Here is a 26876-nt window from a genome sequence, read left to right as displayed (position 1 = left end):
GATCCAGGATTCTGCATGCGCTATTCCGCCCTTTCGATCTTCAAGCAAGCCTTTGCCGGAAACCTCGGCTGGACGCCCGCCTGGCGCGAGCCGGCACCGAAGACGCATTACGACGTGATTATCGTCGGTGGCGGCGGGCATGGGCTCGCGACGGCCTATTACCTCGCCCGGGAATTCGGCATCCGCAACATCGCGGTCGTCGAAAAGGGTTATCTCGGCTCCGGCAATGTCGGGCGCAACACGACGATTGTGCGCTCCAACTACATGCTGCCCGGCAACGAGCCGTTCTACGAGTTTTCGCTGAAACTCTGGGAAGGGCTGGAGCAGGAGCTCAATTACAATGTAATGTTCTCGCAGCGCGGCATCATCAACCTCTACCACAATGACGGCCAGCGCGATCAGTATATCCGTCGCGGCAACGCCATGATGATGGAGGGCGTTGCGGCCGAGCTTCTCGACCGCGAGTCGCTGAAGAAGATGCTGCCCTTCCTCAATTTCGAACATGCGCGCTTCCCCATCATGGGTGGCTTGCTGCAAAAGCGCGCCGGCACGGCGCGGCACGATGCCGTTGCCTGGGGTTTTGCGCGGGGCGCGGACCGGCTCGGCGTCGATCTCATCCAGAATTGCGAGGTCACCGGTATTCGCCGCGAAAACGGTACCGTCACCGGCGTCGAGACGACGAGGGGTTTCATCGGCTGCGACAAGCTGGCGCTGGCTGCTGCCGGAAATACGTCGCGTGTCGGCGAGATGGCCGGGCTGAAGCTGCCGATCGAGAGCCATGTGCTGCAGGCTTTCGTCACCGAGGGACTGAAACCCTGCATCGACCACGTCATCACCTATGGTGCCGGACATTTTTATATATCGCAGTCCGACAAGGGCGGTCTGGTCTTCGGCGCGGAGATCGACGGCTATTCCTCCTATGCGCAACGCGGCAACCTCGCGACGGCCGAGCATGTCATGGAGGAGGGCGTCACCATGATTCCCGGCCTTTCGCGCGTGCGGGTGCTGCGCGCCTGGGGCGGCGTCATGGACATGTCGATGGATGGTTCGCCGATCATCGACCGCACGCCGATTGAAAACCTCTACCTGAACTGCGGCTGGTGTTACGGCGGCTTCAAGGCGACGCCGGCCTCCGGCTTCTGCTTCGCGCACCTGATTGCCAAGGGCGAAAGCCATCATGTGGCGCGCGCGCTCAGGCTCGATCGTTTCGAGCGCGGCTTCCCGATCGACGAGGCGGGTGTGGGCACCCAGCCGAACCTGCATTGAGTGAGTGATGGCAAGCCTGATTTCCTGTCCGCATTGCGGCACACGCGCCAAGGAAGAGTTTTTCATCCGCGGCGATGCGACACCGGTTCGTCCCGCGCCGCTGGCGGCCGACGAGGCGTGGAACAATTACGTGCATGTGCGCGCCAATCCGCGCGGCCGCATCCGCGAGCATTGGCAGCATGTGGCCGGCTGCCGGCGCTGGCTGGTGGTGGAGCGGGACAATTTTACCCATGAGGTGTTTTCCGTCAGCGATGCCGCGGCGGGAAGGGGAGGCGAGCGATGACCGCCTATCGCCTCGCCACCGGCGGCCTCGTCGACCGCAGCCATGCGGTGCGCTTCTCCTTCGACGGGGCGCCGCTCACAGGCCATGCCGGCGATACGCTCGCCTCGGCGCTCATTGCCAATGACCGCCTGCTCGTCGCCCGCAGCTTCAAATACCACCGCCCGCGCGGCATCGTGACGGCCGGGCCGTCCGAGCCGAATGGGCTGGTGACCATCGGCAGCGGCGAACGCCGCGACCCGAACACCAAGGCGACGGTCGCTGAACTCTACGATGGCCTCGAAGCCATCAGCCAGAACCGCTGGCCGAGCCTCGCCTACGATATCGGCGCGGTGAACAACCTGATGTCGCGCTTCCTCTCGGCCGGCTTCTACTACAAGACCTTCATGTGGCCTGCCGCCTTCTGGGAAAAGGTCTATGAGCCGTTGATCCGCCGCGCCGCCGGCCTCGGCCGCACAAGCCTGCCGCGCGATCCGGACGCTTATGAAAAAAGCTGGGCGCATTGCGACCTGCTCGTCGTCGGCTCCGGCCCGGCCGGCCTTGCCGCCGCGCTCACCGCTGCCCGGTCGGGCTTGCGCGTGCTTCTCGCCGAGCAGGATTTCGTTCTGGGTGGTGCGCTGCTGTCCGAGACGACAAAGCTGGATGGCGAGGCGCCCTATGTCTTTGCCCGGCGCGCCATCGATGAACTCCAGAACCATGCGAATGTCACGCTCCTGCCGCGCACCACGGTGTTCGGCTGGTACGACGACAATGTCTTCGGCGCGGTCGAGCGGGTGCAGAAGCACGGCGTGACCATCGATCCCGGCAAACCCGTCGAGCGTTTGTGGCGCATCGTGGCGAAACACGCGATCCTCGCCACCGGCGCGGAAGAACGACCGCTGGTCTTCGGCGGCAACGACCGGCCGGGCATCCTGACGGCGAGCGCCGTCAGCACCTATGCCAACCGTTTCGGCGTGGCTGCCGGGAAATCCGTTGCGGTGTTCACCAACGGAGCGTCCGGTTATCGCACGGCGCAGGACCTCGTGGCGCATGGCATCGAGGTCGCGGCCCTCATCGATAGTCGCGCGGATGCCGCCGACAGCGCGCCGGCGGGCGTGCGGCTGGTTCGCGGCGGTTCCGTCGTCGATACGAAGGGGCGCCAGCGTGTCCGCGCCATCGTTACCGATCGCGGCGGTTTCGAAGAGTTGATCGCCTGCGATGCCGTGGCGATGTCCGGCGGCTGGAGCCCCGTCATCCACCTCGCCTGTCAGCGCGGCGGCAAAGCGGTCTGGTCGGAAGCCTTGCAGGCGTTCCTGGCGCCGGAAGCGGGTGCGGGGCTGGTGATGGCCGGTGCCGCGGCAGGGCATTATCGCCTGTCGGAATGTTTCGAGGATGGCGCGCGCAAGGCATTGGCTATCGTGGAGAGCCTCGGGCGGCCCGTTGCCGGCTTCGAGCGCCCTTCCATCGGCGAGGAGATCGATCCGTCCTTCACGGCGCTCTGGCATGTGCCGGGGGCGAAATCCAAGGCCTTCGTCGATTTCCAGAACGACGTGCACACCAAGGATCTCGGCCTTGCCGTGCGCGAAGGGTTCGGCCATGTCGAACACGCCAAGCGCTATACGACGGGCGGCATGGCGACGGACCAGGGCAAGCTCGGCAATATCAATGCCATCGGCATTCTCGCGACCATGCGGGGCGTCAGCCCCGCCGAAGTCGGCACCACCACCTTCCGGCCGTTCTACACGCCCGTCTCCTTCGGCGCGCTCGCCGGCACATCGGTCGGCGAACACAATATGCCGACCCGCCGCTCGCCGCTGCATGGCTGGGCGGCGCGCAACGGCGCGGTCTTCATCGATGCCGGGCTCTGGTATCGCTCCTCCTGGTTCCCGAAAGCGGGCGAAAAGACCTGGCGCGAGAGCGTCGACCGGGAAGTCAGGAATGTTCGCGAAAATGCCGGCCTCTGCGATGTCTCGACGCTCGGAAAAATCGAGGTCTTCGGGCCGGATGCAGCCGAGTTCCTGAACCGGCTCTATTGCAATCCCGTGCTGAAACTGCCGGTCGGCAAGGCCCGTTACGGCCTGATGCTGCGCGAGGACGGCATGGTCTATGACGACGGCACGGTGAGCCGGCTGGCGGAGGAGCACTTCCTCGTCACGACCACGACGGCCCTTGCGGGCGGCGTGCTCTCGCATATGGAGTTCGCCGCGCAGGCGCTGTGGCCGGAGTTGCGCGTGCGCTTCCTCTCCGTCTCCGACCAATGGGCGCAGATGTCGATTGCCGGGCCGAAGGCGCGCGCCATCCTGCAAGCCGTCGTCGAGGATGACCTGTCGCCTGCCGCTTTCCCCTTCCTCGCCGCGCGCGAGGTGCGGCTGAAGGGCAATCTGAAGGCGCGGCTCTTCCGCATTTCTTTCTCCGGCGAGCTAGCCTATGAGCTGGCGGTGCCGGCGGGTTATGGCGAGGCGGTGGCGGATGCGCTGATGCGGGCGGGCCAGCCGCACGGGCTCTGCGCCTATGGCGTCGAGGCGTTGAACGTGCTGCGCATCGAGAAGGGGCATGTGACGCATGCCGAACTCGACGGCCGCGTGACGCCGGACGATGCCGGGCTCGGCCGCATGATGGGTTCGGCCAAGCCGGATTTCATCGGCAAGCGGCTGTCGACGCGATTCGGCCTGACTGCGGCGGATCGCGCCCAACTCGTTGGCCTTCGCGCGCTGGAGGCGGACAAGGACATGCGCGCTGGCGCGCACCTGCTGAAGGACGGCGCGAAGCCTTCGACGCTGAACGACCAAGGCTGGGTGAGTTCCGCCTGCTTTTCGCCGACGCTCGGCAGCCACATTGCGCTTGGCTTCCTCAAGTCCGGCCGTGAGCGTTATGGCGAGAAAATCGTCGTTTGGGACCAGTTGCGCGGCGTCGAGGCGATGGCGGAGGTCTGCGATCCGGTCTTCGTCGATCCGGAAAACCGCAAGCTGATGGCGTGAGGTGAGGGCGATGGCTTACGATTATCAGGCGGTGCATGCGCTGGACGGCATGATCGGCGCGATTTCCGAGCGGCGGGTCAATCACCTCGCCGCCCACCGCACGACGGCGATCGCCACGGTGCTGGCGGCGCCCGGCCAGACGGCCGAGGCAGCGGGCATCCTGGTTGCCAATGGCGAGTTCGAGGCCCGCTTTTCCGGCCCCGGCGAATGGCTGGTGCTCTCCGAGGTGCATGCGCCGGAAACGCTCGCCGCCGAACTCGGCCTGCGCCTCGGCCATTTCGCCTTCGTCGCGGACCAGAGCCATGGCCGCGTCGCGCTGACGCTGTCCGGCCCGGATGCCGCGCGCATCCTGGTGAACGGCATTGCTGTCGATCTGCATCCGGAAGCCTTCCCGGTCGGCCGTGCGGCGAACGTCCTGTGCAACCATCTCTCGGTCAACCTCGCCCGCACAGGGGAAACGAGCTTCGATCTCGTCGTGATGCGCAGCTTTGCCGAGGCTTTGGTGGGTGACCTGAAGGTGATGGCGCGGAGCTTCGACCTGTCGGTGGATTTCGCCACGCGCTGACAAAATCGGCAAAGCGACATGAGGTTTCGCACCACGGGCTTGTCGGGCATCCGGGGGACAAAATAGGCTGCGCTTCGTTCGCCGCAATTCCCTTCAACCCGCCGAAAGCCGGAGTTTTTCATGAAGAGCCATGCAAGGGTCGTCGTCATCGGGGGCGGCGTCGTCGGCTGTTCCGTCCTCTATCATCTCACGCAATTCGGCTGGACCGATGTCGTGCTCGTCGAGCGTTCGGAGCTGACCTCCGGCTCGACCTGGCATGCGGCCGGCGGCATGCACACGATCAACGGTGACCCGAACGTCGCCAAGCTGCAGAAATATACGGTGGAGCTCTACAAGGAGATCCAGGATTATTCCGGCCAGGATATCGGCCTGCACATGACCTCCGGCATGATGCTGGCGTCCACCAAGGACCGGTTCGACTGGATGAAGTCCATCCTTGCCAAGGGCCGCTACATGGGCCTCGACGCGCACCTTCTGACGCCGAAGGAAGCGCATGAGCTGATGCCGCTGCTCGATCCCGACCAGTTCGTCGGCGCGGTGTTCGATCCCGTCGAAGGCCATCTTGATCCCTATGGCACGACGCATGCCTATGCCAAATCCGCCAAGAAGAACGGCGCCGACATCTACCTACACACCAAGGTGGAAGACCTCGTGCAGCGCGAGGACGGCACCTGGCGCGTCATCACTGACAAGGGCGAGATCGTCGCAGAACATGTCGTCAACTGCGGCGGCCTCTGGGCGCGCGAAGTGGGCCGCATGGTGGGGCTGGAGCTGCCGGTGCTCGCCATGGAGCACATGTATCTCATCACCGAGGATATGCCCGAGGTCATCGAGTTCAACCAGACGCGCGGCAAGGAGCTGATGCACTGCGTCGACTTCGACGGAGAAATCTATCTCCGCCAGGAGCGCAACGGCATGCTGATGGGCACCTATGAAAAGGCCTGCCGCCCGTGGTCGCCGCTCACCACGCCCTGGAATTTTGGCCACGAGCTTCTGGCGGAGGACATCGAGCGAATCACGCCGGAGCTGGAAGTCGGCTTCCGCCATTTCCCGGCCTTCAACAAGGCGGGCATCAAGAAGATCATCAACGGCCCCTTCACCTTCTCGCCGGACGGCAATCCGCTCGTCGGCCCGGTGCGCGGCATGACGAATTACTGGTCGGCCTGCGCGGTCATGGCGGGCTTCAGTCAGGGCGGCGGCGTGGGGCTGGCGCTCGCCAACTGGATGATCCACGGCGACCCCGGCTTCGACGTCTTCGCCATGGATGTCTCGCGCTACGGCGACTTCGCGACGCTCGCCTATACCAATGCCAAGGTCCGCGAAAACTATTCGCGCCGCTTCTCGATCCGCTATCCGAACGAGGAGCTGCCGGCCGGTCGCCCGCTGCTGACGACGCCGATCTACGACAAGCTGAAGGAGGCCGGTGCCGTCTTCGGAGCGTCCTATGGCCTGGAACAGCCGCTGTGGTTCGCGCCGAAGGGTGTCGAGGACCATTTCTCGTGGCGCCGCTCGACCGACTTCGACACGGTCTGCGCGGAAGCGAAGGCCGTGCGCGAGAGCGTCGGCCTGATGGAGACCTCGGGCTTTGCCAAATATGCGGTGAAGGGGGAGGGCGCGGAGGCCTGGCTCGACCGGCTGCTCACCTGCCGCATTCCCGCGACCGGCCGCATGACGCTGGCGCCCATGCTGAAGGACGACGGCAAGCTGATCGGCGATTTCACGCTGGCGAAGCTCGGCGAGGGGGATTTCCTGCTCATCGGCTCCGGCATTGCCGAGGACTATCACATGCGGTGGTTCGAGACGCACCTGCCGAAGGACGGTTCGGTGACGCTCGAAGCGCTCAACCTCGCGCTCGTCGGGCTCGCGATCGCCGGGCCGAAGGCGCGCGAGGTGATGCAGAAGCTGACGCACCAGGACCTTTCGACCCCGGCCTTCCCCTTCATGGCGGTGCGCCGCATGGATCTCGGCATGGCGCCGGCGATCGTCGGGCGCGTCAGCTATACCGGCGACCTCGGCTACGAAATCTGGATGAAGCCGCAATACCAGCGTTACCTCTACGATCTCCTGCTGGAGGCCGGTGCCGAATTCGGCATCAAGCTCTTCGGGTTGCGCGCGCTGAACGCGCTCCGCCTCGAAAAATCCTATGGAAGCTGGTCGCGCGAATACCGTCCGCTCTACGGGCCGCTCGAAGCCGGGCTGGAGCGTTTCGTGGCGGTCAAGAAGGACGCCGACTTCATCGGCAAGGCGGCGGCGAAGGCCGAGCGCGAATCAGGCGGGGCACTGCGCCTGCGCACCTTCACCCTGGACGCGAAGGATGCGGACGTCATCGGCGACGAGCCGATCTATCTCGACGGCGAAGTGCGCGGCTGGGTGACGTCGGGCGGGTATGCCCATGCGGCCGGCGTTTCCGTCGCGGTCGGCTACGTGCCGAAGGAGATCGCCGACGTCGAAAGCGGCTGGTCGATCGAGCTGCTTGGCGAGATCCTGGCGGCGCGCCCGCAGCCGGAACCGCTGTTCGACCCTTCGGGCGCGAAAATGCGCGGCTGAGTGTTCCGTTCAGGCGGCGCTGTCTCAAAACGGGACAGCGCCGCCTGCTGCTTTCATGCATCTTTTCGGGCAAGGGCGCGGCTTTTCCTGCCGATTTTTTGGTTTCCCTGGCGTTAAATGCGTCATTTAACCGTTCTTGCTAAAGAAATTGTCGATCCCGGCTTTTTGGGCTTCCCTTTTGTATCGAAAGCGGTATGGAATCCCCTTCGTCTAACAAGCTCAAAAAAGAGCGTTAAGAACAAGAGATGTGGCCGATCAGGAACCGCATCCGGGGGATTGCAAATGGAATATTTTGTCCAGCAGCTCGTCAATGGGCTGACGCTTGGATCTATCTATGGATTGATAGCCATCGGCTACACCATGGTTTACGGCATCATCGGCATGATCAATTTCGCCCATGGCGATATCTTCATGCTGGGCGGGTTCGCCGCTCTCATCGTCTTCCTTCTCCTCACCAGCGTGTTTGCCGGTCTTCCGGTGGTTTTGCTGCTGCTGGTGATGATCGCTGCGGCCATGCTGACGGCATCCTTGTGGAACTGGACGATCGAAAAGGTGGCCTATCGGCCGCTGCGCGGTTCGTTCCGCCTGGCGCCGCTGATCACCGCCATCGGCATGTCGATCGCGCTGTCGAACTTCATCCAGGTCACGCAGGGTCCGCGCAACAAGCCGATCCCGCCGCTGGTATCGTCGGTCTACAACGTCTTCGGCATCTCGATCTCGCTGAAACAGCTGATCATCATGGTGCTGACGGTCATCCTGCTGACGACCTTCTGGTATATCGTCAACAAGACCTCGCTGGGTAGAGCGCAACGGGCAACCGAACAGGACCGCAAGATGGCGGCGCTGCTCGGCATCGACGTCGACCGGACGATCTCCGTGACCTTCATCATGGGCGCCTCGCTCGCGGCCGTCGCCGGCACGATGTACCTGATGTATTACGGCGTGACCGTCTTCACCGATGGCTTCATTCCGGGCGTCAAGGCCTTTACGGCCGCGGTTCTGGGCGGCATCGGCTCGCTTCCGGGCGCGGTTCTGGGCGGCCTGCTCATCGGTCTCATCGAGAGCCTTTGGTCCGCCTACTTCACCATCGACTACAAGGACGTCGCGACGTTCTCCATCCTCGCCATCGTCCTGATCTTCAAGCCGTCCGGTATTCTCGGACGACCGGAAGTCGAGAAGGTTTGATCCATGACCAACATTGCAAACACGTCTGAGCGCGCCGGCGGTAACCTGACGGCGCAGGCTCTGCGCGAGGGCTTTTATGCCGGCGTCATCTCGCTCGGCCTCTTCGTCCTCTTCGTCGGTCTCGAGACCACGCAGAACATCCGCAACGAGCTGGTGATCAACCAGCGCTGGGGGCTGCTGGCGATCTTCGTGATCGTCGCCGCCGTCGGCCGCTTCCTCTCGGTCGCCTATCTGCGGCCCTGGGCGGCAGCCCGCAAGGCGAGTGCCGCGGCCAGGCCCGTGGACGAGGAATTCAGCTTCTTCAAGCGCAACTTCTCGAAGATCGCGATCGTCGCGCTGCTCGTCTATCCGCCCCTTATGGTCATGCTGTTCGGCGTGCAGGGCTCGCTGAAGTGGGTCGACAATTTCGGCATCCAGATCCTCATCTACGTGATGCTTGCCTGGGGCCTGAACATCGTGGTCGGCCTCGCCGGCCTGCTCGACCTCGGCTATGTCGCCTTCTATGCGGTGGGCGCCTATTCCTACGCGCTGCTGTCGCAGCAGTTCGGCTTCTCCTTCTGGGTGCTCCTGCCGCTCGCCGGTATCCTCGCCGCCTTCTGGGGCATGATCCTCGGCTTCCCGGTGCTGCGCCTCAAGGGCGACTATCTCGCCATCGTGACGCTCGCGTTCGGGGAAATCATCCGCCTGGTGCTGATCAACTGGACGGAAGTCACCAAGGGCACCTTCGGCGTCTCCGGCATTCCGAAAGCCTCGGTCTTCGGCATCTGGTCCTTCGACGTCAGCGCGCCGAACAACTTCGCCAAGGCCTTCGACCTACCCATGTCGTCGGCCTACTACAAGATCTTCCTGTTCTATCTCATCCTCGCACTCGCTTTGCTGACCGCCTATGTGACGATCAAGCTGCGCCGCATGCCGATCGGCCGGGCCTGGGAAGCGCTGCGTGAAGACGAGATCGCCTGCCGCTCGCTCGGCATCAACACGGTGACGACCAAGCTGACGGCCTTTTCCATCGGCGCAATGTTCGGCGGTTTTGCCGGCTCCTTCTTCGCCGTGCGCCAGGGCTTTGTCTCCCCGGAAAGCTTCGTCTTCCTCGAATCGGCGATCATCCTCGCCATCGTGGTTCTCGGCGGCATGGGTTCGCTCGTCGGCATCGCGATCGCTGCGGCGGTGATGGTCGGCGGCACGGAGCTCCTGCGCGAGATGACCTTCCTGAAGGCGGTCTTCGGCCCGGACTTCACGCCGGAACTCTACCGCATGCTGATCTTCGGCATCGCGATGGTGGTGGTAATGGTCTGGAAGCCGCGTGGCTTCGTCGGAAGCCGTGAGCCGACAGCGTTCCTCAAGGAACGCAAGGCGGTCTCCGGCAGCTTCACCAAGGAAGGGCACGGCTGATGGCGACCCTGACCAACGTGGCGACGAACACAGCGACAAAGACCATGACGAACGATCCCATCCTGAAAGTCGAGCATCTCTCGATGCGCTTCGGTGGCCTCATGGCCATCAACGACCTCTCCTTCGAGGCGCATCGCGGCGATATCACCGCGCTGATCGGCCCGAACGGTGCGGGCAAGACCACGGTCTTCAACTGCGTGACCGGCTTCTACAAGCCGACCATGGGCATGATCACCATGCGCCAGAAGGGCGGCAAGGAGTTCCTGCTGGAACGCATGACCGACTTCGAGGTCAATCGCGATGCCAAGGTGGCGCGCACGTTCCAGAACATCCGGCTCTTCTCGGGCCTGACCGTGCTGGAAAACCTGCTCGTCGCCCAGCACAACATGCTGATGAAGGCGTCCGGCTACACGATCCTCGGCCTGCTCGGTTTCCCGACCTACAAGAAGGCTGCAGGCGAATCGGTCGATATCGCGAAATACTGGCTGGAGAAGGCGAACCTCATCGATCGCGCCGACGATCCGGCGGGCGACCTGCCCTACGGTGCGCAGCGCCGCCTGGAAATCGCCCGCGCCATGTGCACGGGGCCGGAATTCCTGTGCCTCGACGAACCGGCGGCGGGCCTCAACCCGCGGGAATCGCTGACGCTCAACGAGCTGCTGCGCTCGATCCGGAAAGACAGCGGCACGTCGATCCTGCTCATCGAGCACGACATGTCGGTGGTCATGGAAATCTCCGACCACGTCGTCGTGCTCGAATATGGCCAGAAGATTTCCGACGGCACGCCGGACCATGTGAAGAACGATCCGAAGGTTATCGCGGCCTATCTCGGTGTGGAAGACGATGAGGTCGAAGAGGTGATTGAAGAGATCGAGGTTATCGCCGAGAGCGAAGGCCCGCAGGGAGGGTCGCACGCATGAGTGATACGCTTCTCAGCGTCCAGGGCGTGGAAACCTACTACGGCAACATCCGCGCGCTCGCCGGTGTCAATGTCGAGGTGAAGAGGGGCGAGATCGTCAGCCTGATCGGTGCGAACGGCGCCGGCAAGTCGACGCTGATGATGACGATCTGCGGCAGTCCGCAGGCGCGTACCGGCACGGTCACCTTCGACGGCGAGGACATCACGCGCGTGCCGACGCATCTGATCGCGCGTCGCCGCATTGCGCAATCGCCGGAAGGGCGCCGCATCTTCCCGCGCATGACGGTCTATGAAAACCTTCAGATGGGCGCGAGCCTCGACAATCTGAAGTTCTTCAACGAGGACGTGGAGAAGATCTTCACGCTCTTCCCGCGCCTCAAGGAACGCCAGGCCCAGCGCGGCGGCACGCTTTCGGGCGGCGAGCAGCAGATGCTGTCCATCGGCCGCGCGCTGATGGCGCGTCCGAAGCTGCTGCTTCTCGACGAGCCGTCGCTCGGTCTTGCGCCGCTGATCATCAAGCAGATCTTCGACGCCATCAAGGTCTTGAACCAGGAGCAGGGCCTGACCGTGTTCCTCGTCGAGCAGAACGCCTTCGCCGCTCTCAAGCTCTCCAACCGGGCCTATGTGATGGTCAACGGCCAGGTGACGATGAGCGGTTCGGGCAAGGAACTTCTGGCCAATCCGGAAGTGCGCGCCGCCTATCTTGAAGGTGGACGCCACTAGGGCGGTCGAGAGGAGAAAAAAATGCAGGGAATTCTCTACGAAGAACCGTCCATCTGGCAGTTCCTGTTCATCACCGTCATCATGGGCGGCTGGACTGCCTGGCGCACCGGCAAGAGCGTTGCGGAGAACTGGCAGAACTATACGACGCTGCTGATCTACGTGGCTCTGCTCGGCGTCGCCATCCGCTTCATCCACCACGCCCTGTTCCACGGCAGCATGCTGACGGTGCAGTACTATGTCGTGGACACCGCCGTGCTTTTGTTGTTTGCTACGCTCGGTTACCGCTACTATCGCACGCGGCAAATGACCAACAACTACTACTGGCTCTATGAAAAGGCTTCGCTCTTTTCATGGAAGTCTAAATAACCAGAGGGAACTCCGCGACCGCCTCCTGGCCGCGGGATAAAGCATATCGGCGCAATGATGCGGGTGTTGCGACCGGTTGAAAACGAGCCCGCGTTTAATTTTGGGAGTAACACAATGAAGAAGTCTCTCCTGTCGGCTGTTGCTTTGGCTGCAATGGTCGCATTCAGCGGCAACGCATGGGCCGACATCCTGATCGGCGTCGGCGGCCCGCTGACCGGCCCGAACGCTGCCTTCGGCGCACAGCTCCAGAAGGGTGCCGAGCAGGCTGCTGCCGACATCAACGCAGCTGGCGGCATCAACGGCGAGCAGGTCAAGATCGTGCTCGGCGACGACGTCTCCGACCCGAAGCAGGGCGTTTCCGTTGCCAACAAGTTCGTTGCTGACGGCGTGAAGTTCGTTGTCGGCCACTTCAACTCGGGCGTTTCCATCCCGGCTTCGGAAATCTACGCTGAAAACGGCGTTCTGCAGATCTCGCCGGCGTCCACCAACCCGACCTACACGGAACGCGGTCTGTGGAACACCTTCCGTACCTGCGGCCGTGACGACCAGCAGGGCGCGGTAGCCGGTGCCTTCATCGCTGCAAACTTCAAGGATGGCAAGGTCGCCGTTCTGCACGACAAGACGCCTTACGGCCAGGGTCTCGCAGACGAAACCAAGAAGGCGACGAACGAAGCCGGCATCACGGAAGTGATCTATGAAGGCGTCAACGTCGGCGACAAGGACTTCTCCGCTCTCATCGCCAAGATGAAGGAAGCCGGCGTCAACGTCGTCTATTGGGGCGGCCTGCACACCGAGTTCGGCCTCATCGAGCGCCAGGCTGCCGACCAGGGCCTGAAGGCTCAGTTCATCTCGGGCGACGGTATCGTCTCGAACGAACTGGCTTCCATCGCCGGCGACGCCGTTGACGGCACGCTGATGACCTTCGCTCCGGATCCGCGCAAGAACGCAGCTGCCAAGGACCTCGTCGAGAAGTTCCGCGCAGCCGGCTTCGAGCCGGAAGCCTACACGCTCTACGCTTACGCTGCCGTCCAGGTCATCGCTGAAGGCGCCAAGGCTGCCGGTGGCATCGATCCGCAGGCTGTTGCTGAAGCCATCAAGTCGAAGGGTCCGTTCCAGACCGCCATCGGCGAACTCGGCTTCGATGAAAAGGGCGACATCACCCGCCCGGACTACGTCCTCTACACCTGGAAGAAGGGTGAAGACGGCAAGTACACCTACGTCGAGAACGAATAATCGTCTCACGCGGAATGGGCGGCGCATGCACGCCGCCCGACCGTCTCAGCTTCGAGCCCGGCCTTCGCGCCGGGCTTTTTTATGGCCGACCGCACGCGCGAGCGCTTGCGCCGGAGGGCCGCATCGGGGAACCTGCCGGCATGACAGCATCCATGGAACAACCACCCGTTCAGCAAGGGGAAGGCGCTTTGCCGCGGCCGCAACGGGCGCGCGGGCAGGGGCGGCTTGCCGCGAAATCGTCCGCCGCCGGCACGCGCCTCGACGTGCTCTATCAGGACGGTTGCGCCAAAATCCGTCTGCCAAAGACCTTCGACGGAACGATGGAGGCCGTGCTGATCAACACGGCCGGCGGGCTGACGGGTGGCGACCGCATCGACTGGTATCTTTCGGCAGCGGCGGGCACGCGGCTGACGGTAACGACGCAGGCCTGCGAGCGGATCTACAAGGCGAGCGCCTCCACCGCGACGGTCGAGACGCGCATCGAGGTCGGCGCCGGCGCGCGGGTCGACTGGCTGCCGCAGGAAACCATTCTCTTCGATCGCTCCTCGCTCACCCGCCGGCTGGAGGTCGACCTTGCGGAAGACGCACGCTTCCTGGCCGTCGAGGCCATCCTGCTCGGCCGCAAGGCGATGGGCGAGCAGATGGAGACCGGGCTTTTCCGCGACCGCTGGCGCATCCGCCGCGCCGGCAGGCTGATCCATGCGGAGGAGGCGAGCCTTTCGGGCGATGTGGCGGCGCTGACGGGTGAGCGGGCGGTGCTGGCCGGCGCGCGCGCCTTCGCCACCGTGTTCTTTTGCGGCCCGGAGGCGGAAGCCCATCTGGAACCGTTGCGCCGGCTTCTGGGCGAAACCGATGGCGGCGTCAGCCATTGGCAGGACAAGCTGGTGGCGCGCCTGGTGGCGGACGACGGCTTCGCCCTCAGAAAAAAACTCCTGCCGCTTATTTCGCACTTGCGTAACGGCGCGAGCGTGCCGAAAGTCTGGACTCTGTAATGCGCCTCCATGCGCCACCTTCCTGTTTTGCGTATGTCGCGCGCGCAAAACCTTTGCATAGTAGGCGCGATCGGAATCAAGCGATGGACGGCCTATGAATCTCACTCCCCGCGAAAAGGACAAACTGCTGATCGCCATGGCGGCGATCGTGGCGCGCAGGCGGCTGGAGCGCGGCGTGAAGCTCAACCATCCCGAGGCGATCGCGCTGATCAGCGATTTCGTCGTCGAGGGTGCGCGCGACGGCCGCTCCGTCGCCGACCTCATGGAGGCGGGCGCCCATGTGCTGACGCGCGACCAGGTGATGGAGGGCATCCCCGAGATGATCCACGACATCCAGGTGGAAGCGACCTTTCCCGACGGCACGAAGCTCGTGACCGTGCACGAACCGATACGGTAGGATCATGCTGGAACTCAGGCCCAACTGCGAATGCTGCGACCGCGATCTTTCGCCGGAAAGCCCGGACGCGATGATCTGCACCTTCGAATGCACCTTCTGCGCCGACTGCGTGACGGGCGTTCTTGGCGGCGCCTGCCCAAATTGCGGCGGCGACTTCACGCGCCGACCGGTGCGGCCGGCGGCGCTGCTTGCAAAATATCCGGCATCCACCAAGCGGGTCCTGAAAGCCGAAGGCTGCGGGCCGGCAAAGGCCGCGTGAGAGGAAGACCATGATCCCGGGTGAAATCATCGCCGCCAGCGGCGACATCGAACTCAATGCCGGCCTGCCGGTGACCACGCTCGACGTCGCCAATACCGGCGACCGGCCGATCCAGGTGGGCAGCCACTACCATTTCTACGAAACCAATGCCGGGCTCGCCTTCGACCGTGAGACGACCCGCGGCCTGCGCCTTGACATCCCCGCCGGCACTGCGGTGCGCTTCGAGCCGGGGCAAACGCGCACGGTTCGTCTCATTCCCTTCACCGGCAAGCGCGAGATCTACGGTTTCCGCCAGAGCGTGATGGGAAAACTCTGACATGGCGTTGCATTTCCGGACCCTTCTTGCCGCCGCCTTCCTCCTCGTCCCGGCTACCTTCGCGGTCGCGCAGGACAACGAGCCTGAGGTCGACTGCGATAACGCCATGACGCAGATGGACATGAATATCTGCGCCCATCGCGACTACGAGACCGCCGATACGGAGCTGAACGCCGTCTACAAGAAGGCGATGGATGCGGCGCGCGAGATGGACGTACAGGCCAAGGATATGGGCGAGCACTATGTCGGCGCCGTCGATGCGCTGAAGCGCGCGCAGCGCGCCTGGATCGGCTATCGCGACGGCCAGTGCGAATTGGCCGGCTTTGCGGCGCGCGGCGGCTCGATGGAGCCGATGCTGGTTTCCGGCTGCCTTGCCGATCTCACGCAGAAGCGCACGGCGGAACTGAAAACCGTCTACGAATCGGAAAACTGAGGGCCGCCGGTGTCGCGCAGGATCGCCATCGTCGGAAACGGCAGCATCCCCGAGGGTGTGGCGGGGGCGATCGATGCCGCCGACCTGGTGATCCGCTTCAACGATTGCCGCTCGGCCGGCCGTGGCGGGCGGAAGACCGATGTCGTCGCCGTCTGCAACACCGGCCGCCCGGCGCTCGGCATGCTCGGCGGCGGGCGCTGGAAGACGAGCGAACCGGTGCGGCAGGCGGGGGAATTCTTGTGCGTGCGGGCGTCGGAAAGTTTCGCCGCCATGCGCGCGCCGCTTGCCATGAGCCATCCCGATCTCGACGATTTCTGCGACGACTATACGATCGGATTCGAAACCTTCGCGCGCGCCACCGGCCGGCGGCTGAGCGTCGTTCCGGCCGCGACCCACCAGGCGCTCGACGCCGCACTTTCGGCTTTCGATCCGTCGCCCTATGTGGTGCCGAGCTCGGGCCTGATCGTCATTGCTTACGTGCTCGACGCGATCGCCGGGGCGGGCGACCGCGTCGCGATCGCCGGCTTTGGCCATGAGGGCTGGGAATGGCATCCCTTCGCCGCGGAGCGGCGCTGGACGGATGGGCAGATCGCCGCCGGCCGCCTCGAACGTCTCGACCACCAGAACACGACACCTGCCTCCCGGGGAACCTGAACCATGTCCTACAGAATGTCCCGCGCCGCCTATGCCAACATGTTCGGTCCGACCACGGGCGACAAGGTGCGGCTTGCCGATACCGAGCTCTTCGCCGAGGTGGAGAAGGATTTCACCACCTATGGCGACGAGGTGAAGTTCGGCGGCGGCAAGGTCATTCGCGACGGCATGGGCCAGAGCCAGGCGACACGCGCCGAGGGCGCGGTCGATACCGTCATCACCAATGCGCTAATCATCGATCACAGCGGCATCTTCAAGGCCGATGTGGGCCTGAAGAACGGCCGCATCGCCGGGCTCGGCAAGGCCGGAAACCCGGATACGCAGCCCGGCGTCACCATCATCGTCGGCCCCTCGACGGAGGTGATCGCCGGCGAGGGAAAAATCCTGACGGCCGGCGGCATGGACGCCCATATCCACTATATCTGCCCGCAGCAGATCGACGAGGCGCTGGCAAGCGGCATCACCACGATGCTCGGCGGCGGTTCCGGCCCGGCGCATGGCACGCTCGCGACGACCTGCACGGGCGCGTGGCATATCGAGCGCATGATCGAGAGTTTCGATGCCTTCCCGATGAACCTCGCGCTTGCCGGCAAGGGCAATGCCTCGCTGCCCGCGCCCATCGAGGAGATGGTGAAGGCCGGCGCCTCGTCGCTGAAGCTGCACGAGGACTGGGGCACGACGCCGGCGGCAATCGACTGCTGCTTGTCCGTTGCCGACGAATACGACGTGCAGGTGATGATCCACACGGACACGCTGAACGAAAGCGGCTTCGTCGAGGACACAATCGACGCCATCAAGGGCCGCACCATCCACGCCTTCCACACGGAAGGGGCGGGCGGCGGCCATGCGCCGGACATCATCAAGGTCTGCGGCCATGCCAACGTCATCCCGTCCTCGACCAACCCGACGCGGCCCTACACGGTCAACACGATCGCCGAGCATCTCGACATGCTGATGGTCTGCCATCACCTGTCGTCGTCGATCCCCGAGGACATCGCCTTTGCCGAAAGCCGCATCCGCAAGGAGACGATTGCGGCCGAGGACATCCTGCACGATATCGGCGCCTTCTCGATCATCTCCTCCGACAGCCAGGCGATGGGCCGGGTCGGGGAGGTGGCGATCCGCACCTGGCAGACCGCCGACAAGATGAAGCGCCAGCGCGGCAGGCTTGCCGGCGAGACGGGCGAAAACGACAACCTGCGCATCCGCCGCTACATCGCGAAATACACGATCAACCCGGCAATCGCCCAGGGCCTCAGCCACGAGATCGGCTCCATCGAGGTCGGCAAGCGGGCGGACCTCGTGCTTTGGAACCCCGCCTTCTTCGGCGTGAAGCCCGACATGGTGCTTCTGGGCGGCACAATCACCATGGCGCCGATGGGCGATCCGAATGCCTCGATCCCGACGCCGCAGCCGGTGCATTATCGGCCGATGTTCGGCGCCTTCGGCAAGATGCGCACCAATTCCTCCGTCACCTTCGTCTCGCAGGCGGCGATCGATCTGGGCCTGCGCGAGCGCCTCGGCGTCGCCAAGCAGCTCCTGCCGGTGCGCAACACGCGAAAAATCTCCAAGGCCTCGATGATCCTCAACGACCTGACGCCGCATATCGAGGTGGATCCGGAGACCTACGAGGTGCGTGCGGACGGCGAATTGCTCACCTGCGAGCCCGCGACCGTGCTGCCGATGGCGCAGCGGTATTTCCTGTTCTAAGCAATTCCAGCAAAAGTGCGCAGCGGTTTTGCGTCCGGAATTGCGTAGAAACGAGGAGTTATCTAGCCTCAAAACGGGACAGTTAAACTTGTACCGACTGCTTTAGACGAATCTGAAAGGAACTCGCGTAATATCCTTCCGTTCAAGATGGAGAGATTTATGCGTGGCAGGCTGGCCCTTTGGCTGAGGGCCCAGTGGGAGGTCGGTGTCTTCCGGACACGGGCCGACATTTCGACTTTCGTGCTGAACACCGTTCTGGTGGCGATCACGCTTGCCACCGCGACCTACCTCATGGTTGCGGCAATCCTCACGAATTTCAGCTTTTTCCCCTATCCTTTCAGTGAAGCGCTTGGTTTCAACACCTCCACGACGGTGATGATCGCGGCGAGCGTGTCGGCGCTGCTCGCCTGGCTGCTGGGCACCGCCGTCCACGAAATGGCGCTGTCGCGCGCTGAATTCGAGCGGCTGAGCCGGCTCGATCCGCTGTCGGGCCTGTTCAACCGGCGCGCCTTCGCCGAGGAGATGGTGGCGGCAAACGTTAACGGTTTCTTCGTGCTGTTCGACGTCGACCGCTTCAAGGCCGTCAACGACGTTTATGGCCATGCGGCAGGCGACGAGGTCATCGTCGCCATCGCCGAGGAGCTGCAACGGGTTTTTGCGCCGAACCATCTCGTCGGGCGTTTCGGCGGCGAGGAGTTTGCCGTCTTCATCCACGGCGAGGATCGTGGCGATTGCAGCCTGCTGGTCGAGGAGGCGCGCCGCTCCGTCGCCGCGCGCCGCGTCGAGACCGCCCATGGCACGGTCGCCGTCACCATGTCGGCCGGCATTGCCGACCGGCCGGCGAACCGGCCGTTCGACGCGGTCTTCGAGGCGGCGGACCATGCGCTCTACCTCGCCAAGTCGCTCGGCCGCGACCGGGCGATCCATGAGGACGAGGGCGAGGGCCTGCTGGAGCCGAGCCGCCGGGTCGCGGCGGGCGGACGTAGGCGTTAAGCATTTCCAGCAAAAGTGTGAAACGGTTTTGCGTTCGGAAATGCGAAGGCAAGTCGCCACCTACGGCAAATGACGTAGGTGGCCGTTTCGATGGTTTCCTTGGCCGGGCAAACATGCTTTTCTCGCCGTCCTATGCATCGACGCCCGAGGTCGCCCCTTGCCCTATCGCTCCACGGAAATCCTGCCGCACGGAACCGGCGGAAACCGCACGCCCATCGATATCGTCGTGCTGTCGCACGACCAGCGCCATGTACGCCGCAAGCTCCTGCACATGCAGCATGACGACGTCGTGATGCTCGACCTGAAGGAGCCGGTGCAGCTTTCGCATGGCGACCTGTTGCTCGCCGAGTCAGGCGAGACGATCGAGGTGATCGCGGCGGAAGAAGCGCTCTACGAGGTGACGCCGAAAGACCGGCTGCACCTCGTCGAGCTCGCCTGGCATCTCGGCAACCGCCACCTGCCGGCGGAGTTCGAGGAGGGTCGCATCCTCATCCTGCGCGACCACGTCATCCGCGACATGCTGATCGGGCTCGGTGCGTCGGTGCGCGAGGTGTCGGAACCCTTCCATCCGCTGCGCGGCGCCTATCACGGCACGGGACATGGCCATCACCACCACGACCATGGCTGAGACGGCATCGCCCGTCGCGCTGGTGCGGCTGATGACCTGGCTGTCGCCGGCCTTCCCGGTCGGCGCCTTCTCCTATTCCGGCGGCCTGGAACAGGCGGTGAGCGACGGCGATATCGTTGAAGCCGGCGCGTTGCGCGACTGGCTCGCGAGCCTTCTGTCGCACGGCAACCTCTGGAACGACGCCGTGCTGTTCGCCGAGGCCCACCGTATCGCCGACGACCGGGAGCGGCTGGCGGAAGTTGCGGCCTTGGCGGAGGCGCTTTCGGGCTCGGCGGAGCGGCATCGCGAAACGATGCTGCAGGGCGAGGCCTTTCTCGCCGCGGCATTGAGCTGGCCGCATCCGGTGCTGGCGGTGCTGGACAAGGCGGCCTATCCGGTGGCCGTCGGCGCCGTTTCCGGCGTGCATGGCATAGCGGCCGAGGCGGCGCTTGCGGCCTATCTGCATGCGGTCGTCTCGAACCTCGTCTCGGTCGCCATCCGCTGCGGCGTCATCGGCCAGCGGGACGGGGTGGCGACGCTGGCGGGGCTGGAGGAGCAGATCATCGCGCTTGCGGCAACGGCGTCGGCATCGACGCTCGACGACCTCGGCTCGTCGACCATTCGCGCCGATATATCGAGCCTTCGGCACGAGACATTATCGGTCCGGCTGTTTCGCTCATGAGCCGGCAGATTTTTCAGGACGGAGATTTGGAATGACATCGAAGAACGGTCCCCTGCGCGTCGGCATCGGCGGCCCCGTCGGCTCGGGCAAGACGGCGCTCACCGAAAAGCTCTGCAAGGCGATGCGCGAACACTATTCCGTCGCCGTCGTCACAAACGACATCTACACGAAGGAGGATGCGGAGGCGCTGGTGCGCATGCAGGCGTTGCCGTCAGACCGCATCGTCGGCGTGGAGACGGGCGGCTGCCCGCACACGGCGATCCGCGAAGACGCCTCGATCAACCTCCAGGCCATCGCCGATCTCAACCGACGCTTTCCCGATCTCGACGTGGTCTTCATCGAATCCGGCGGCGACAACCTGGCGGCCACCTTCTCACCTGACCTTGCGGACCTTACGATCTATGTCATCTCCGTCTGCCAGGGCGAGGAAATCCCGCGCAAGGGCGGACCGGGCATCACCCGCTCGGACCTTCTCGTCATCAACAAGAAGGACCTGGCTCCGCATGTCGGCGCCGATCTCGACGTGATGGAACGGGATGCGGAGCGCATGCGCGTCGCCCGCCCCTTCGTCTTTTCCGATATGAAGCGGGGCGAGGGCGTCGAGTGCATCGTCGACTTTCTCAAGGTGCAGGGTGGGCTCTAGATTCGTCGCAAGGCTTCCGGATCGCCGATATGGACGAGGCGGCCGCGCACGTTGACGCCGTGGCTGCGCAGCATGGAAAAGGCGCGCGACAGCGCTTCGGGCGCCAGCCCAAGTTTTCCGGCGAGCAGGCTCTTCTGGTAGGGCAGGCGGAAGCTCGTGGGCTTGCCCTCCACCGGGCAATGGGCAAGCAGGTAGCGCGCCACGCGTTGCGGGGCGGTGTGCAGCCGGTCGTCGGCGAGGCTGGCGAAGGCCCGGGAAAGCTGCGCCGAAAGCGCGCTGGCGAGCGCGATGGCGAGGTCCGGCCGGCGGCTCGCGATATCGCGCACGCGCTTCAGGTCGAAGCGGGCGATCAGCGAGGGTTCGGCGGCCTGGGCGGTCGCGGCATAACGGCCGCCATCGAGCACGACGCTGGCGCCGATGAGGTCGCCCGGGCCGTAGAGTTCGACATCGGCTTCGCGTCCGTCCGGGTCGAGCTTGTAGACGCGCATATAGCCCGAAAGCACGCAATGCAGCATGTCGGCGGGCTCGCCCTCGCGAAACAGCATCTGGCGGGCCGGCAGGTTGCCGATGGCCGCGATCTCCATCATCGCCGCAACGCTTTCCACGCCGAGCACGGACAGGAGGCCGGAATTCAGCAGGGTTTCCCGTTCCCGTGCACCGGGTTTCATCAGCCTGTTCATCGATCTCACTCCATGCTCCCGCAGGCGGTCTCGCTTTTTGATGCGAGGACGATAGGCGAGGGCGGGCAAGTCCGACTTGATTTCGATCAATCAAAACAAAAACGGCCGGTTCGCACCGGCCGTTTGTTTCATTCCGCGGCGAGTGCCGAGTGGTGCACCACGCTGAACGGTTTTCGCTCGCCGTTCTTCTTTTCCAGCGTCTCGATGCGCTTTTCGAGGTCCGAGACGTCGCGGGCGGTCTGGTCGGCGAGGCGGGTCAGCGCCTCCGGCTCCATGGCCAGCAACTCGTCGTCCTTCTTGCCAACGAAGCGGCCGAAGAGCCAGCCGAGGAAGCGGGAGACGTCGTCCATGATCAGGAAGAAGGAGGGCACGACGACGAGCGACAGCACCGTCGAGACGATGATGCCGCCGATCACGGCGATCGCCATCGGCGAGCGGAACGAGCCGCCTTCGCCGACGCCGAGTGCGGAGGGCAGCATGCCGGCCGACATGGCGATGGAGGTCATGACGATCGGGCGGGCGCGCTTGCGGCCAGCCTCGATCATCGCCTCCACGCGGTCCATGCCGTGATGCATCATCTCGATGGCGAAATCCACAAGCAGGATGGCGTTCTTCGTCACGATGCCCATCAGCATCAGGATGCCGATGAGGACGGGCATGGAGAGCGCGTTCTGCGTGAGGATCAGGCCCGCCGCCACACCGCCGATGGCGAGCGGCAGCGAGAACAGGATGGTGAAGGGCTGGATGACGTCCTTGAACAGCAGGATCAGCACCATCAGCACGAGCAGCACGCCCAGCAGCATGGCATTGCCGAAGGACTGCTGCATCTCCGCCTGAACTTCCGCGTCGCCGCTTTCCGCGAACTGCACGGTGGATGGCATGTCGGTGCTGGCGGCGATCTCCTTGAACCGGGCACTGGCCGTATCGAGCGCTACCCCTTGCTGAAGGTCGGACCCGATCTGCACGACGCGATTGCGGTTATGCCGCTTCACCGAGCTTGGGCCTTCGGAATAGTCGATATCCGCCACGGTGGAGAGCGGCACGACCTGGCCGTTCGCCGCCTGGACCTTCAGGTTGCGGATGGCGGCGAGGTCGGTGCGGAAGCTGCGGTCGACCTGCACGCGGATCGGGATCAGGCGATCGTCCAGTGACACCTTGCTCAACTGCGCGTCGATATCGCCGATGGTGGCGACGCGCACCACTTCGGAGATCTGCGCCGTCGTGATGCCGAGGCGCGCCATCTGGTCGTCACGCGGGCGGATCTGCAGTTCCGGTCGCGGCAGCGAGCCTTCCGAGCTGACATTCGAGAGCACCGGATCGGCGCGCAGCTTCGATTCCAGCACGGCGACGGTGTTGTTGAGGTCCGCCTCGTTGTTGGAGAGCAGGTTGAACGCGAGGTCGCGCTCGCCACGGTCATTGAGCTTGATGATGCGCACGTCCGGAATTTCGCGGAGCGTCGCGAAGAGTTCCTTCTCGATATCCCATTGCGGACGGATGCGGCCTGTCGTCTCGACCTTCGGCAGGTAGGGGCCGATCACCGGAATGCGGCCGGCGACATCGTTGACCAGCTTATGGACGAGCGAATGTTCGAGCTTGTGGAGGATGACCGTCACCGAGGCGCGGCGGAGTTCGAGGTCGCCCTTCGGCGACGAGCCGCCGAGCACGAAGACGCTTTCGACGCCGTTGATGCCCTTGACCCGTTCGAAGATCTGCGTGGTCGTGCGGTCGGTATCCTCCAGCATCGCATCCGGCGGCAGTTCGACGGACAGCACGACGCGCGAGGCGTCTTCCGGCGGCAGGAAGCTGCCGGGAACGGTGGCGAGCAGCATGACCGAGCCGATGAGGAAGGCGATGGCGGCAAGCAGCGTCGCATAGCGGGCGTACCACTTGCCCGTCGTTTTGCTGACGAGCCAGGTGTAGCCGCGCATGAAGACGCCTTCCTTCTCCTCGCCATGGCCGTCGGCATCGCCCGAGCGCATGAGATAGGCCGCCATGACCGGTGTTATCAGGCGCGCGACCACGAGCGAGAAGAACACCGCGACGGCCACCGTCAGGCCGAACTGGATGAAATACTGGCCCGGAATGCCCGGCATGAAGGAGACCGGCACGAAGACGGCGATGATGGTGAAGGTCGTCGCGATGACGGCGAGGCCGATCTCGTCGGCGGCTTCGATCGCGGCGCGGTACGGCGTCTTGCCCATGCGGATGTGGCGCGCGATGTTCTCGATCTCGACGATCGCGTCATCGACGAGAATGCCGGTCGCGAGCGTCAGCGCCAGGAACGAGACGAGGTTCAGCGAGAAACCCATCAGATCCATGACGAAGAAGGTGGGGATCGCCGACAGCGGCAGCGCCACGGCGGAAATCAGCGTGGCCCGCCAGTTGCGCAGGAAGAGCAGCACCACGATGACGGCGAGCAGCGCGCCCTCCATCAGCGTGTGGAGGGCGGCTTCATAGTTGCCGTAGGTGAAGTAGACGGCGTCGTCGACCAGCTGGATCGAGACGTCCGGGAATTGCGTACGCACCTTTTCCAGCGACTTCGCGACGGATTCGGCGACGGTCACTTCGCTGGCGCCCTTGGAGCGGAAGACGGCGAAGGTTACGACCGGATTGCCGTTGAAGCGCGAGAAGGAGCGCGGCTCCTCATAGGTATCGGTGACGGTGCCGAGTTCGGAAAGCCGCACGAAGCGGCCGTTCGCCAGCGCCACCATCGTGTTGTTGAGCTTTTCGACGGAGCGGGCATCGCCGAGCACGCGGATCGCCTGTTCGGCGCCGGCGATCTGGCCGCGGCCAGAGCCGACATCGGCATTCATATTGCGGATCTGGCGGCTGACATCGGCGGCGGTGATGCCGAAGGATTCGAGCTTGTCCGGGTTGAGGTCGACGCGCACCTCGCGGTCGGCGCCGCCATAGCGGTCGATCTTGCCGATACCGGCCTGGCCCTGCAACGCGCGCTTCACCTTGTCGTCGACGAACCAGGAGAGCTCTTCCAGCGTCATGTTCGGCGAGGAGACGGCGAAGGTCTGGATCGCCTGGCCTTCCACGTCGATCTTGGTGACGACCGGCTCCTCGATCGAGGCCGGCAGGTCGCTGCGGATGCGGTCGATCGCGTCCTTGACGTCCTGAAGCGCCTGGTCCGTCGGCTTTTCGATCTCGAAGAGCACGGAGGTGACGGAGCTGCCGTCGGTGACCGTCGAGGTGATGTCATCGACGCCTTCGATGCCGGCGACCGCGTCCTCGATCTCCTTGGTGACCTGCAATTCGAGTTCCGCAGGGGCCGCACCACTCTGGTTCACGGTGATGGCGACGACGGGCACGTCGATATTGGGGAAGCGCGTGATGGGCAGCGCATAAAAGGATTGGATGCCGACGAACATCAGCAGGAAAAAGGCGAGCAGCGGCGCAATCGGATTGCGAATGGACCAAGCTGAAAAGTTCATGTCCCCAAAGTCCTCGATAAGAGACCAGACGTTGTTCAGGCTGCCGGCCCCACTCCGGCTTGCCCGTATATGACCAGGCGCCCCACGCCCGGCATTGCCCCCGCTATCCGCGGGGCCTTCACGTCATTTCGTGGCCGAAGCCTGTTCGGCATGCACCGGATTGACCCGGTCGCCATCGCGAACATAGGCGCCGGCCTTGGCGACCACCTCGTCTCCGGCGGCAAGGCCGCTGACGATCTCGATCACCTGGCCGTCCTGGATGCCGGTCTCGACCGGCACCAGCTTGACGACGCCGTCCTCGACCTTGCGGGCCACCGTCTTACCATCGGCCGTCGTGATGGCCGAGAGCGGCAGGACGACGCCCTCTCGCTGCTCGACGACGATCTCCGCGCTGGCGAACATGCCGGCGCGTGCCTTGCCGGGCTCGTCGAAGCGGATATAGACGCGGCCGAGACGGCTGTCGGGGTTGAGCGTCGGCTCGATGAGGCGGATCGTGCCCGTGAGCTTGGCAGCACCGCCGGCGAGCGTCACCGTCGCCTTCTGGCCGAGCGCCAGCTTGAGGATACCGTCTTCGGAGACATCGGCCTTCAGCTCGATCTCGCCATCACGAATGACCGTGAAGAGCGGCGAGGCCCCGCCGCTGGCAATGGCGCCGATCTTTGCCGTGCGAACGGAAACAACGCCGGCCACCGGCGACTTCACCGCCGTGCGGGCAAGCCGCAGGTCGATGTCGTCGATCTGGGACTGGGCCACGGTGATGTCGGCTTCGGAGACCGCGATCGCCTGTTCGGCGGAGTTGACGCGGGCGAGGGCGGCGTCTGCCGCGGCCAGCGCCTGGTCGGCGGCGGCCTGCGACTGCGAGCCGGACTTGACGAGTTTCTGGGCGCGCTCGCGCACTCGGATGGCCTCGTCGGAATTGGCCTTGGCCTCGACGAGCTGCGCCTTGATCTGCGCCAGCGCGGCTTTCGCCTTGGCGAGCGAGGCTTCGGTCTGGCTCTTTTCCAGCACCAGCGCATCGTCGTTCAGGGTTGCGAGCGTGCCGTCGGCTGCGATCGTATCCCCGACATCGGCGGCAAGCGTGCGGATGGAAAGGCCGTCGACGAGCGGCGTCACATAGACTTCCTCGACCGCCTGCACCGAACCGGTCGCGATGACGCGGTCGATGACCTCGCGCGTTTCAGCGGCGGTGACGACGATCGCGGGCAAGTTCTGCACCTGCGTGGTGGCGGCGGCGTCGGTCGTTGCCGCATCGGCGGCGAATAGAACAATCGGATGGACCGTCATGAAAGCGGCGACGGATAGAAAGAGGACTTTCCTGTGTCCAGAAGCCATAGGCCGAACTTTCCCAAAAGCATGACTTTACGATCGAGGTCCGGGCGTTCTTTTTAAGTTCTTGCCGGACTTATGCTGTTCCCGAGCAGATTGGCGGACACGGAAACGGCTTGGCGGCCTCTCCAGGTTCCAACTGATGGGTGTATGTAATCGGCGTCCGTCACCCTTACAAGAGGTAACGGAATGGTGCCTCATTATTTTATGCGTTTGGCATTTCCATGGCAATCGTGACGCACTGTCGCAGGTTTGCCGGGCCTTCAAACGAAACGTGCGGGACCTAGGCCCCGCACGCGAAAAGCCTTCGG

General features: G+C 64.3%; 25 protein-coding genes. 22 read left to right on the top strand and 3 right to left on the bottom strand.

Annotation, left to right across the window (positions count from 1 at the left end; all coding sequences use genetic code 11):
* The first annotated feature begins 15 nt into the window (after window positions 1-15).
* The 22 genes from J2Y63_RS11240 to ureG all read left to right on the top strand — a co-directional run bounded on the left by J2Y63_RS11240 (window position 16) and on the right by ureG (window position 21119).
* Window positions 16-1266 (top strand): sarcosine oxidase subunit beta family protein, encoded by a 1251-nt coding sequence (locus J2Y63_RS11240; protein WP_435266145.1) that lies wholly within the window; start codon window positions 16-18, stop codon window positions 1264-1266.
* A gap of 7 nt (window positions 1267-1273) precedes the next feature.
* Window positions 1274-1549, top strand: a complete 276-nt coding sequence (locus J2Y63_RS11235; protein WP_435266144.1) for a sarcosine oxidase subunit delta — start codon at window positions 1274-1276, stop codon at window positions 1547-1549.
* Window positions 1546-4503 carry a sarcosine oxidase subunit alpha family protein gene (locus J2Y63_RS11230; protein WP_435266143.1) on the top strand — a complete coding sequence of 986 codons (2958 nt, stop codon included), beginning with the start codon at window positions 1546-1548 and terminating at the stop codon, window positions 4501-4503. Before J2Y63_RS11235 ends, J2Y63_RS11230 begins: the two co-directional genes overlap by 4 nt.
* A 10-nt stretch (window positions 4504-4513) precedes the next feature.
* The gene (locus tag J2Y63_RS11225) at window positions 4514-5068 is read left to right on the top strand and encodes a sarcosine oxidase subunit gamma (protein WP_435266142.1); all 555 of its coding nucleotides are present in this window, start codon (window positions 4514-4516) and stop codon (window positions 5066-5068) included.
* A 120-nt stretch (window positions 5069-5188) separates the two neighbouring features.
* On the top strand, window positions 5189-7615 hold the full coding sequence (locus tag J2Y63_RS11220) for a GcvT family protein (protein ID WP_435266141.1): 2427 nt from the start codon (window positions 5189-5191) through the stop codon (window positions 7613-7615).
* Between the two features lie 282 nt (window positions 7616-7897).
* Complete coding sequence (locus tag J2Y63_RS11215) at window positions 7898-8800, top strand: branched-chain amino acid ABC transporter permease (protein ID WP_256121061.1); 903 nt, start codon at window positions 7898-7900, stop codon at window positions 8798-8800.
* Window positions 8801-8803: 3 nt separating this feature from the next.
* On the top strand, window positions 8804-10192 hold the full coding sequence (livM, locus tag J2Y63_RS11210; RefSeq protein WP_435266140.1) for a high-affinity branched-chain amino acid ABC transporter permease LivM: 1389 nt from the start codon (window positions 8804-8806) through the stop codon (window positions 10190-10192).
* Window positions 10192-11112: an ABC transporter ATP-binding protein gene (locus tag J2Y63_RS11205; RefSeq protein WP_435266139.1), complete on the top strand. Its 921-nt coding sequence runs from the start codon at window positions 10192-10194 to the stop codon at window positions 11110-11112. Before livM ends, J2Y63_RS11205 begins: the two co-directional genes overlap by 1 nt.
* A complete protein-coding gene (locus tag J2Y63_RS11200; RefSeq protein ID WP_256121064.1) occupies window positions 11109-11834 on the top strand; it encodes an ABC transporter ATP-binding protein in 726 nt (241 codons plus the stop codon). Before J2Y63_RS11205 ends, J2Y63_RS11200 begins: the two co-directional genes overlap by 4 nt.
* A 21-nt stretch (window positions 11835-11855) precedes the next feature.
* On the top strand, window positions 11856-12200 hold the full coding sequence (locus J2Y63_RS11195; RefSeq protein ID WP_256121065.1) for a DUF6867 family protein: 345 nt from the start codon (window positions 11856-11858) through the stop codon (window positions 12198-12200).
* Between the two features lie 114 nt (window positions 12201-12314).
* The gene (locus tag J2Y63_RS11190; protein WP_256121066.1) at window positions 12315-13433 is read left to right on the top strand and encodes a branched-chain amino acid ABC transporter substrate-binding protein; all 1119 of its coding nucleotides are present in this window, start codon (window positions 12315-12317) and stop codon (window positions 13431-13433) included.
* A 152-nt stretch (window positions 13434-13585) separates the two neighbouring features.
* A complete protein-coding gene (locus J2Y63_RS11185; protein WP_435266138.1) occupies window positions 13586-14425 on the top strand; it encodes an urease accessory protein UreD in 840 nt (279 codons plus the stop codon).
* Between the two features lie 94 nt (window positions 14426-14519).
* Window positions 14520-14822 carry an urease subunit gamma gene (locus J2Y63_RS11180; RefSeq protein ID WP_256121068.1) on the top strand — a complete coding sequence of 101 codons (303 nt, stop codon included), beginning with the start codon at window positions 14520-14522 and terminating at the stop codon, window positions 14820-14822.
* Window positions 14823-14826: 4 nt separating this feature from the next.
* Window positions 14827-15081, top strand: a complete 255-nt coding sequence (locus J2Y63_RS11175) for a DUF1272 domain-containing protein (RefSeq protein ID WP_435266137.1) — start codon at window positions 14827-14829, stop codon at window positions 15079-15081.
* A gap of 10 nt (window positions 15082-15091) precedes the next feature.
* Window positions 15092-15397: an urease subunit beta gene (locus J2Y63_RS11170; protein ID WP_327508573.1), complete on the top strand. Its 306-nt coding sequence runs from the start codon at window positions 15092-15094 to the stop codon at window positions 15395-15397.
* Window position 15398: 1 nt separating this feature from the next.
* The gene (locus tag J2Y63_RS11165; RefSeq protein WP_435266136.1) at window positions 15399-15830 is read left to right on the top strand and encodes a lysozyme inhibitor LprI family protein; all 432 of its coding nucleotides are present in this window, start codon (window positions 15399-15401) and stop codon (window positions 15828-15830) included.
* Window positions 15831-15839: 9 nt separating this feature from the next.
* On the top strand, window positions 15840-16484 hold the full coding sequence (locus tag J2Y63_RS11160) for a Urease operon accessory protein (protein ID WP_435266135.1): 645 nt from the start codon (window positions 15840-15842) through the stop codon (window positions 16482-16484).
* A 3-nt stretch (window positions 16485-16487) separates the two neighbouring features.
* Window positions 16488-18194: an urease subunit alpha gene (ureC, locus tag J2Y63_RS11155; protein ID WP_435266134.1), complete on the top strand. Its 1707-nt coding sequence runs from the start codon at window positions 16488-16490 to the stop codon at window positions 18192-18194.
* A 159-nt stretch (window positions 18195-18353) separates the two neighbouring features.
* Window positions 18354-19187, top strand: a complete 834-nt coding sequence (locus J2Y63_RS11150) for a GGDEF domain-containing protein (protein ID WP_435266133.1) — start codon at window positions 18354-18356, stop codon at window positions 19185-19187.
* Between the two features lie 157 nt (window positions 19188-19344).
* Entirely contained in the window at window positions 19345-19815 is a 471-nt protein-coding gene (gene ureE / locus J2Y63_RS11145; protein ID WP_435266132.1) for an urease accessory protein UreE, read from the top strand.
* Window positions 19787-20476: an urease accessory protein UreF gene (locus J2Y63_RS11140; protein ID WP_435266131.1), complete on the top strand. Its 690-nt coding sequence runs from the start codon at window positions 19787-19789 to the stop codon at window positions 20474-20476. The genes ureE and J2Y63_RS11140 overlap by 29 nt, the downstream gene beginning before the upstream one ends.
* A gap of 31 nt (window positions 20477-20507) precedes the next feature.
* A complete protein-coding gene (gene ureG, locus J2Y63_RS11135) occupies window positions 20508-21119 on the top strand; it encodes an urease accessory protein UreG (RefSeq protein ID WP_435266130.1) in 612 nt (203 codons plus the stop codon).
* On the opposite strand, the gene J2Y63_RS11130 is transcribed toward ureG, so the two are convergent.
* The 3 genes from J2Y63_RS11130 to J2Y63_RS11120 all read right to left on the bottom strand — a co-directional run bounded on the left by J2Y63_RS11130 (window position 21116) and on the right by J2Y63_RS11120 (window position 26523).
* The gene (locus J2Y63_RS11130; protein ID WP_435266129.1) at window positions 21116-21799 is read right to left on the bottom strand and encodes a Crp/Fnr family transcriptional regulator; all 684 of its coding nucleotides are present in this window, start codon (window positions 21797-21799) and stop codon (window positions 21116-21118) included. The genes ureG and J2Y63_RS11130 overlap by 4 nt on opposite strands.
* Window positions 21800-21927: 128 nt before the next feature.
* Window positions 21928-25239 carry an efflux RND transporter permease subunit gene (locus J2Y63_RS11125; RefSeq protein WP_435266128.1) on the bottom strand — a complete coding sequence of 1104 codons (3312 nt, stop codon included), beginning with the start codon at window positions 25237-25239 and terminating at the stop codon, window positions 21928-21930.
* Between the two features lie 123 nt (window positions 25240-25362).
* Window positions 25363-26523, bottom strand: a complete 1161-nt coding sequence (locus J2Y63_RS11120) for an efflux RND transporter periplasmic adaptor subunit (RefSeq protein WP_435266553.1) — start codon at window positions 26521-26523, stop codon at window positions 25363-25365.
* Between the last annotated feature and the right edge of the window lie 353 nt (window positions 26524-26876).

Origin of the sequence: Shinella sp. BE166 (assembly GCF_051201095.1) — a bacterium.
GTDB lineage: Bacteria > Pseudomonadota > Alphaproteobacteria > Rhizobiales > Rhizobiaceae > Shinella > Shinella lacus.
The sequence above is the reverse complement of the archived record's forward strand: the minus strand, read 5'-3'. Positions and strand labels throughout refer to the sequence as shown.

What these genes read in the sequence shown, in the direction of transcription:
- J2Y63_RS11240 (WP_435266145.1), top strand. Translation starts at nt 16, where the DNA reads ATGCGCTATTCCGCCCTTTCGATCTTCAAGCAAGCCTTTGCCGGAAAC.
- J2Y63_RS11235 (WP_435266144.1), top strand. Translation starts at nt 1,274, where the DNA reads ATGGCAAGCCTGATTTCCTGTCCGCATTGCGGCACACGCGCCAAGGAA.
- J2Y63_RS11230 (WP_435266143.1), top strand. Translation starts at nt 1,546, where the DNA reads ATGACCGCCTATCGCCTCGCCACCGGCGGCCTCGTCGACCGCAGCCAT.
- J2Y63_RS11225 (WP_435266142.1), top strand. Translation starts at nt 4,514, where the DNA reads ATGGCTTACGATTATCAGGCGGTGCATGCGCTGGACGGCATGATCGGC.
- J2Y63_RS11220 (WP_435266141.1), top strand. Translation starts at nt 5,189, where the DNA reads ATGAAGAGCCATGCAAGGGTCGTCGTCATCGGGGGCGGCGTCGTCGGC.
- J2Y63_RS11215 (WP_256121061.1), top strand. Translation starts at nt 7,898, where the DNA reads ATGGAATATTTTGTCCAGCAGCTCGTCAATGGGCTGACGCTTGGATCT.
- livM (WP_435266140.1), top strand. Translation starts at nt 8,804, where the DNA reads ATGACCAACATTGCAAACACGTCTGAGCGCGCCGGCGGTAACCTGACG.
- J2Y63_RS11205 (WP_435266139.1), top strand. Translation starts at nt 10,192, where the DNA reads ATGGCGACCCTGACCAACGTGGCGACGAACACAGCGACAAAGACCATG.
- J2Y63_RS11200 (WP_256121064.1), top strand. Translation starts at nt 11,109, where the DNA reads ATGAGTGATACGCTTCTCAGCGTCCAGGGCGTGGAAACCTACTACGGC.
- J2Y63_RS11195 (WP_256121065.1), top strand. Translation starts at nt 11,856, where the DNA reads ATGCAGGGAATTCTCTACGAAGAACCGTCCATCTGGCAGTTCCTGTTC.
- J2Y63_RS11190 (WP_256121066.1), top strand. Translation starts at nt 12,315, where the DNA reads ATGAAGAAGTCTCTCCTGTCGGCTGTTGCTTTGGCTGCAATGGTCGCA.
- J2Y63_RS11185 (WP_435266138.1), top strand. Translation starts at nt 13,586, where the DNA reads ATGGAACAACCACCCGTTCAGCAAGGGGAAGGCGCTTTGCCGCGGCCG.
- J2Y63_RS11180 (WP_256121068.1), top strand. Translation starts at nt 14,520, where the DNA reads ATGAATCTCACTCCCCGCGAAAAGGACAAACTGCTGATCGCCATGGCG.
- J2Y63_RS11175 (WP_435266137.1), top strand. Translation starts at nt 14,827, where the DNA reads ATGCTGGAACTCAGGCCCAACTGCGAATGCTGCGACCGCGATCTTTCG.
- J2Y63_RS11170 (WP_327508573.1), top strand. Translation starts at nt 15,092, where the DNA reads ATGATCCCGGGTGAAATCATCGCCGCCAGCGGCGACATCGAACTCAAT.
- J2Y63_RS11165 (WP_435266136.1), top strand. Translation starts at nt 15,399, where the DNA reads ATGGCGTTGCATTTCCGGACCCTTCTTGCCGCCGCCTTCCTCCTCGTC.
- ureC (WP_435266134.1), top strand. Translation starts at nt 16,488, where the DNA reads ATGTCCTACAGAATGTCCCGCGCCGCCTATGCCAACATGTTCGGTCCG.
- J2Y63_RS11150 (WP_435266133.1), top strand. Translation starts at nt 18,354, where the DNA reads ATGCGTGGCAGGCTGGCCCTTTGGCTGAGGGCCCAGTGGGAGGTCGGT.
- J2Y63_RS11140 (WP_435266131.1), top strand. Translation starts at nt 19,787, where the DNA reads ATGGCCATCACCACCACGACCATGGCTGAGACGGCATCGCCCGTCGCG.
- ureG (WP_435266130.1), top strand. Translation starts at nt 20,508, where the DNA reads ATGACATCGAAGAACGGTCCCCTGCGCGTCGGCATCGGCGGCCCCGTC.
- J2Y63_RS11130 (WP_435266129.1), bottom strand. Translation starts at nt 21,799, where the DNA reads ATGAACAGGCTGATGAAACCCGGTGCACGGGAACGGGAAACCCTGCTG.
- J2Y63_RS11125 (WP_435266128.1), bottom strand. Translation starts at nt 25,239, where the DNA reads ATGAACTTTTCAGCTTGGTCCATTCGCAATCCGATTGCGCCGCTGCTC.
- J2Y63_RS11120 (WP_435266553.1), bottom strand. Translation starts at nt 26,523, where the DNA reads ATGACGGTCCATCCGATTGTTCTATTCGCCGCCGATGCGGCAACGACC.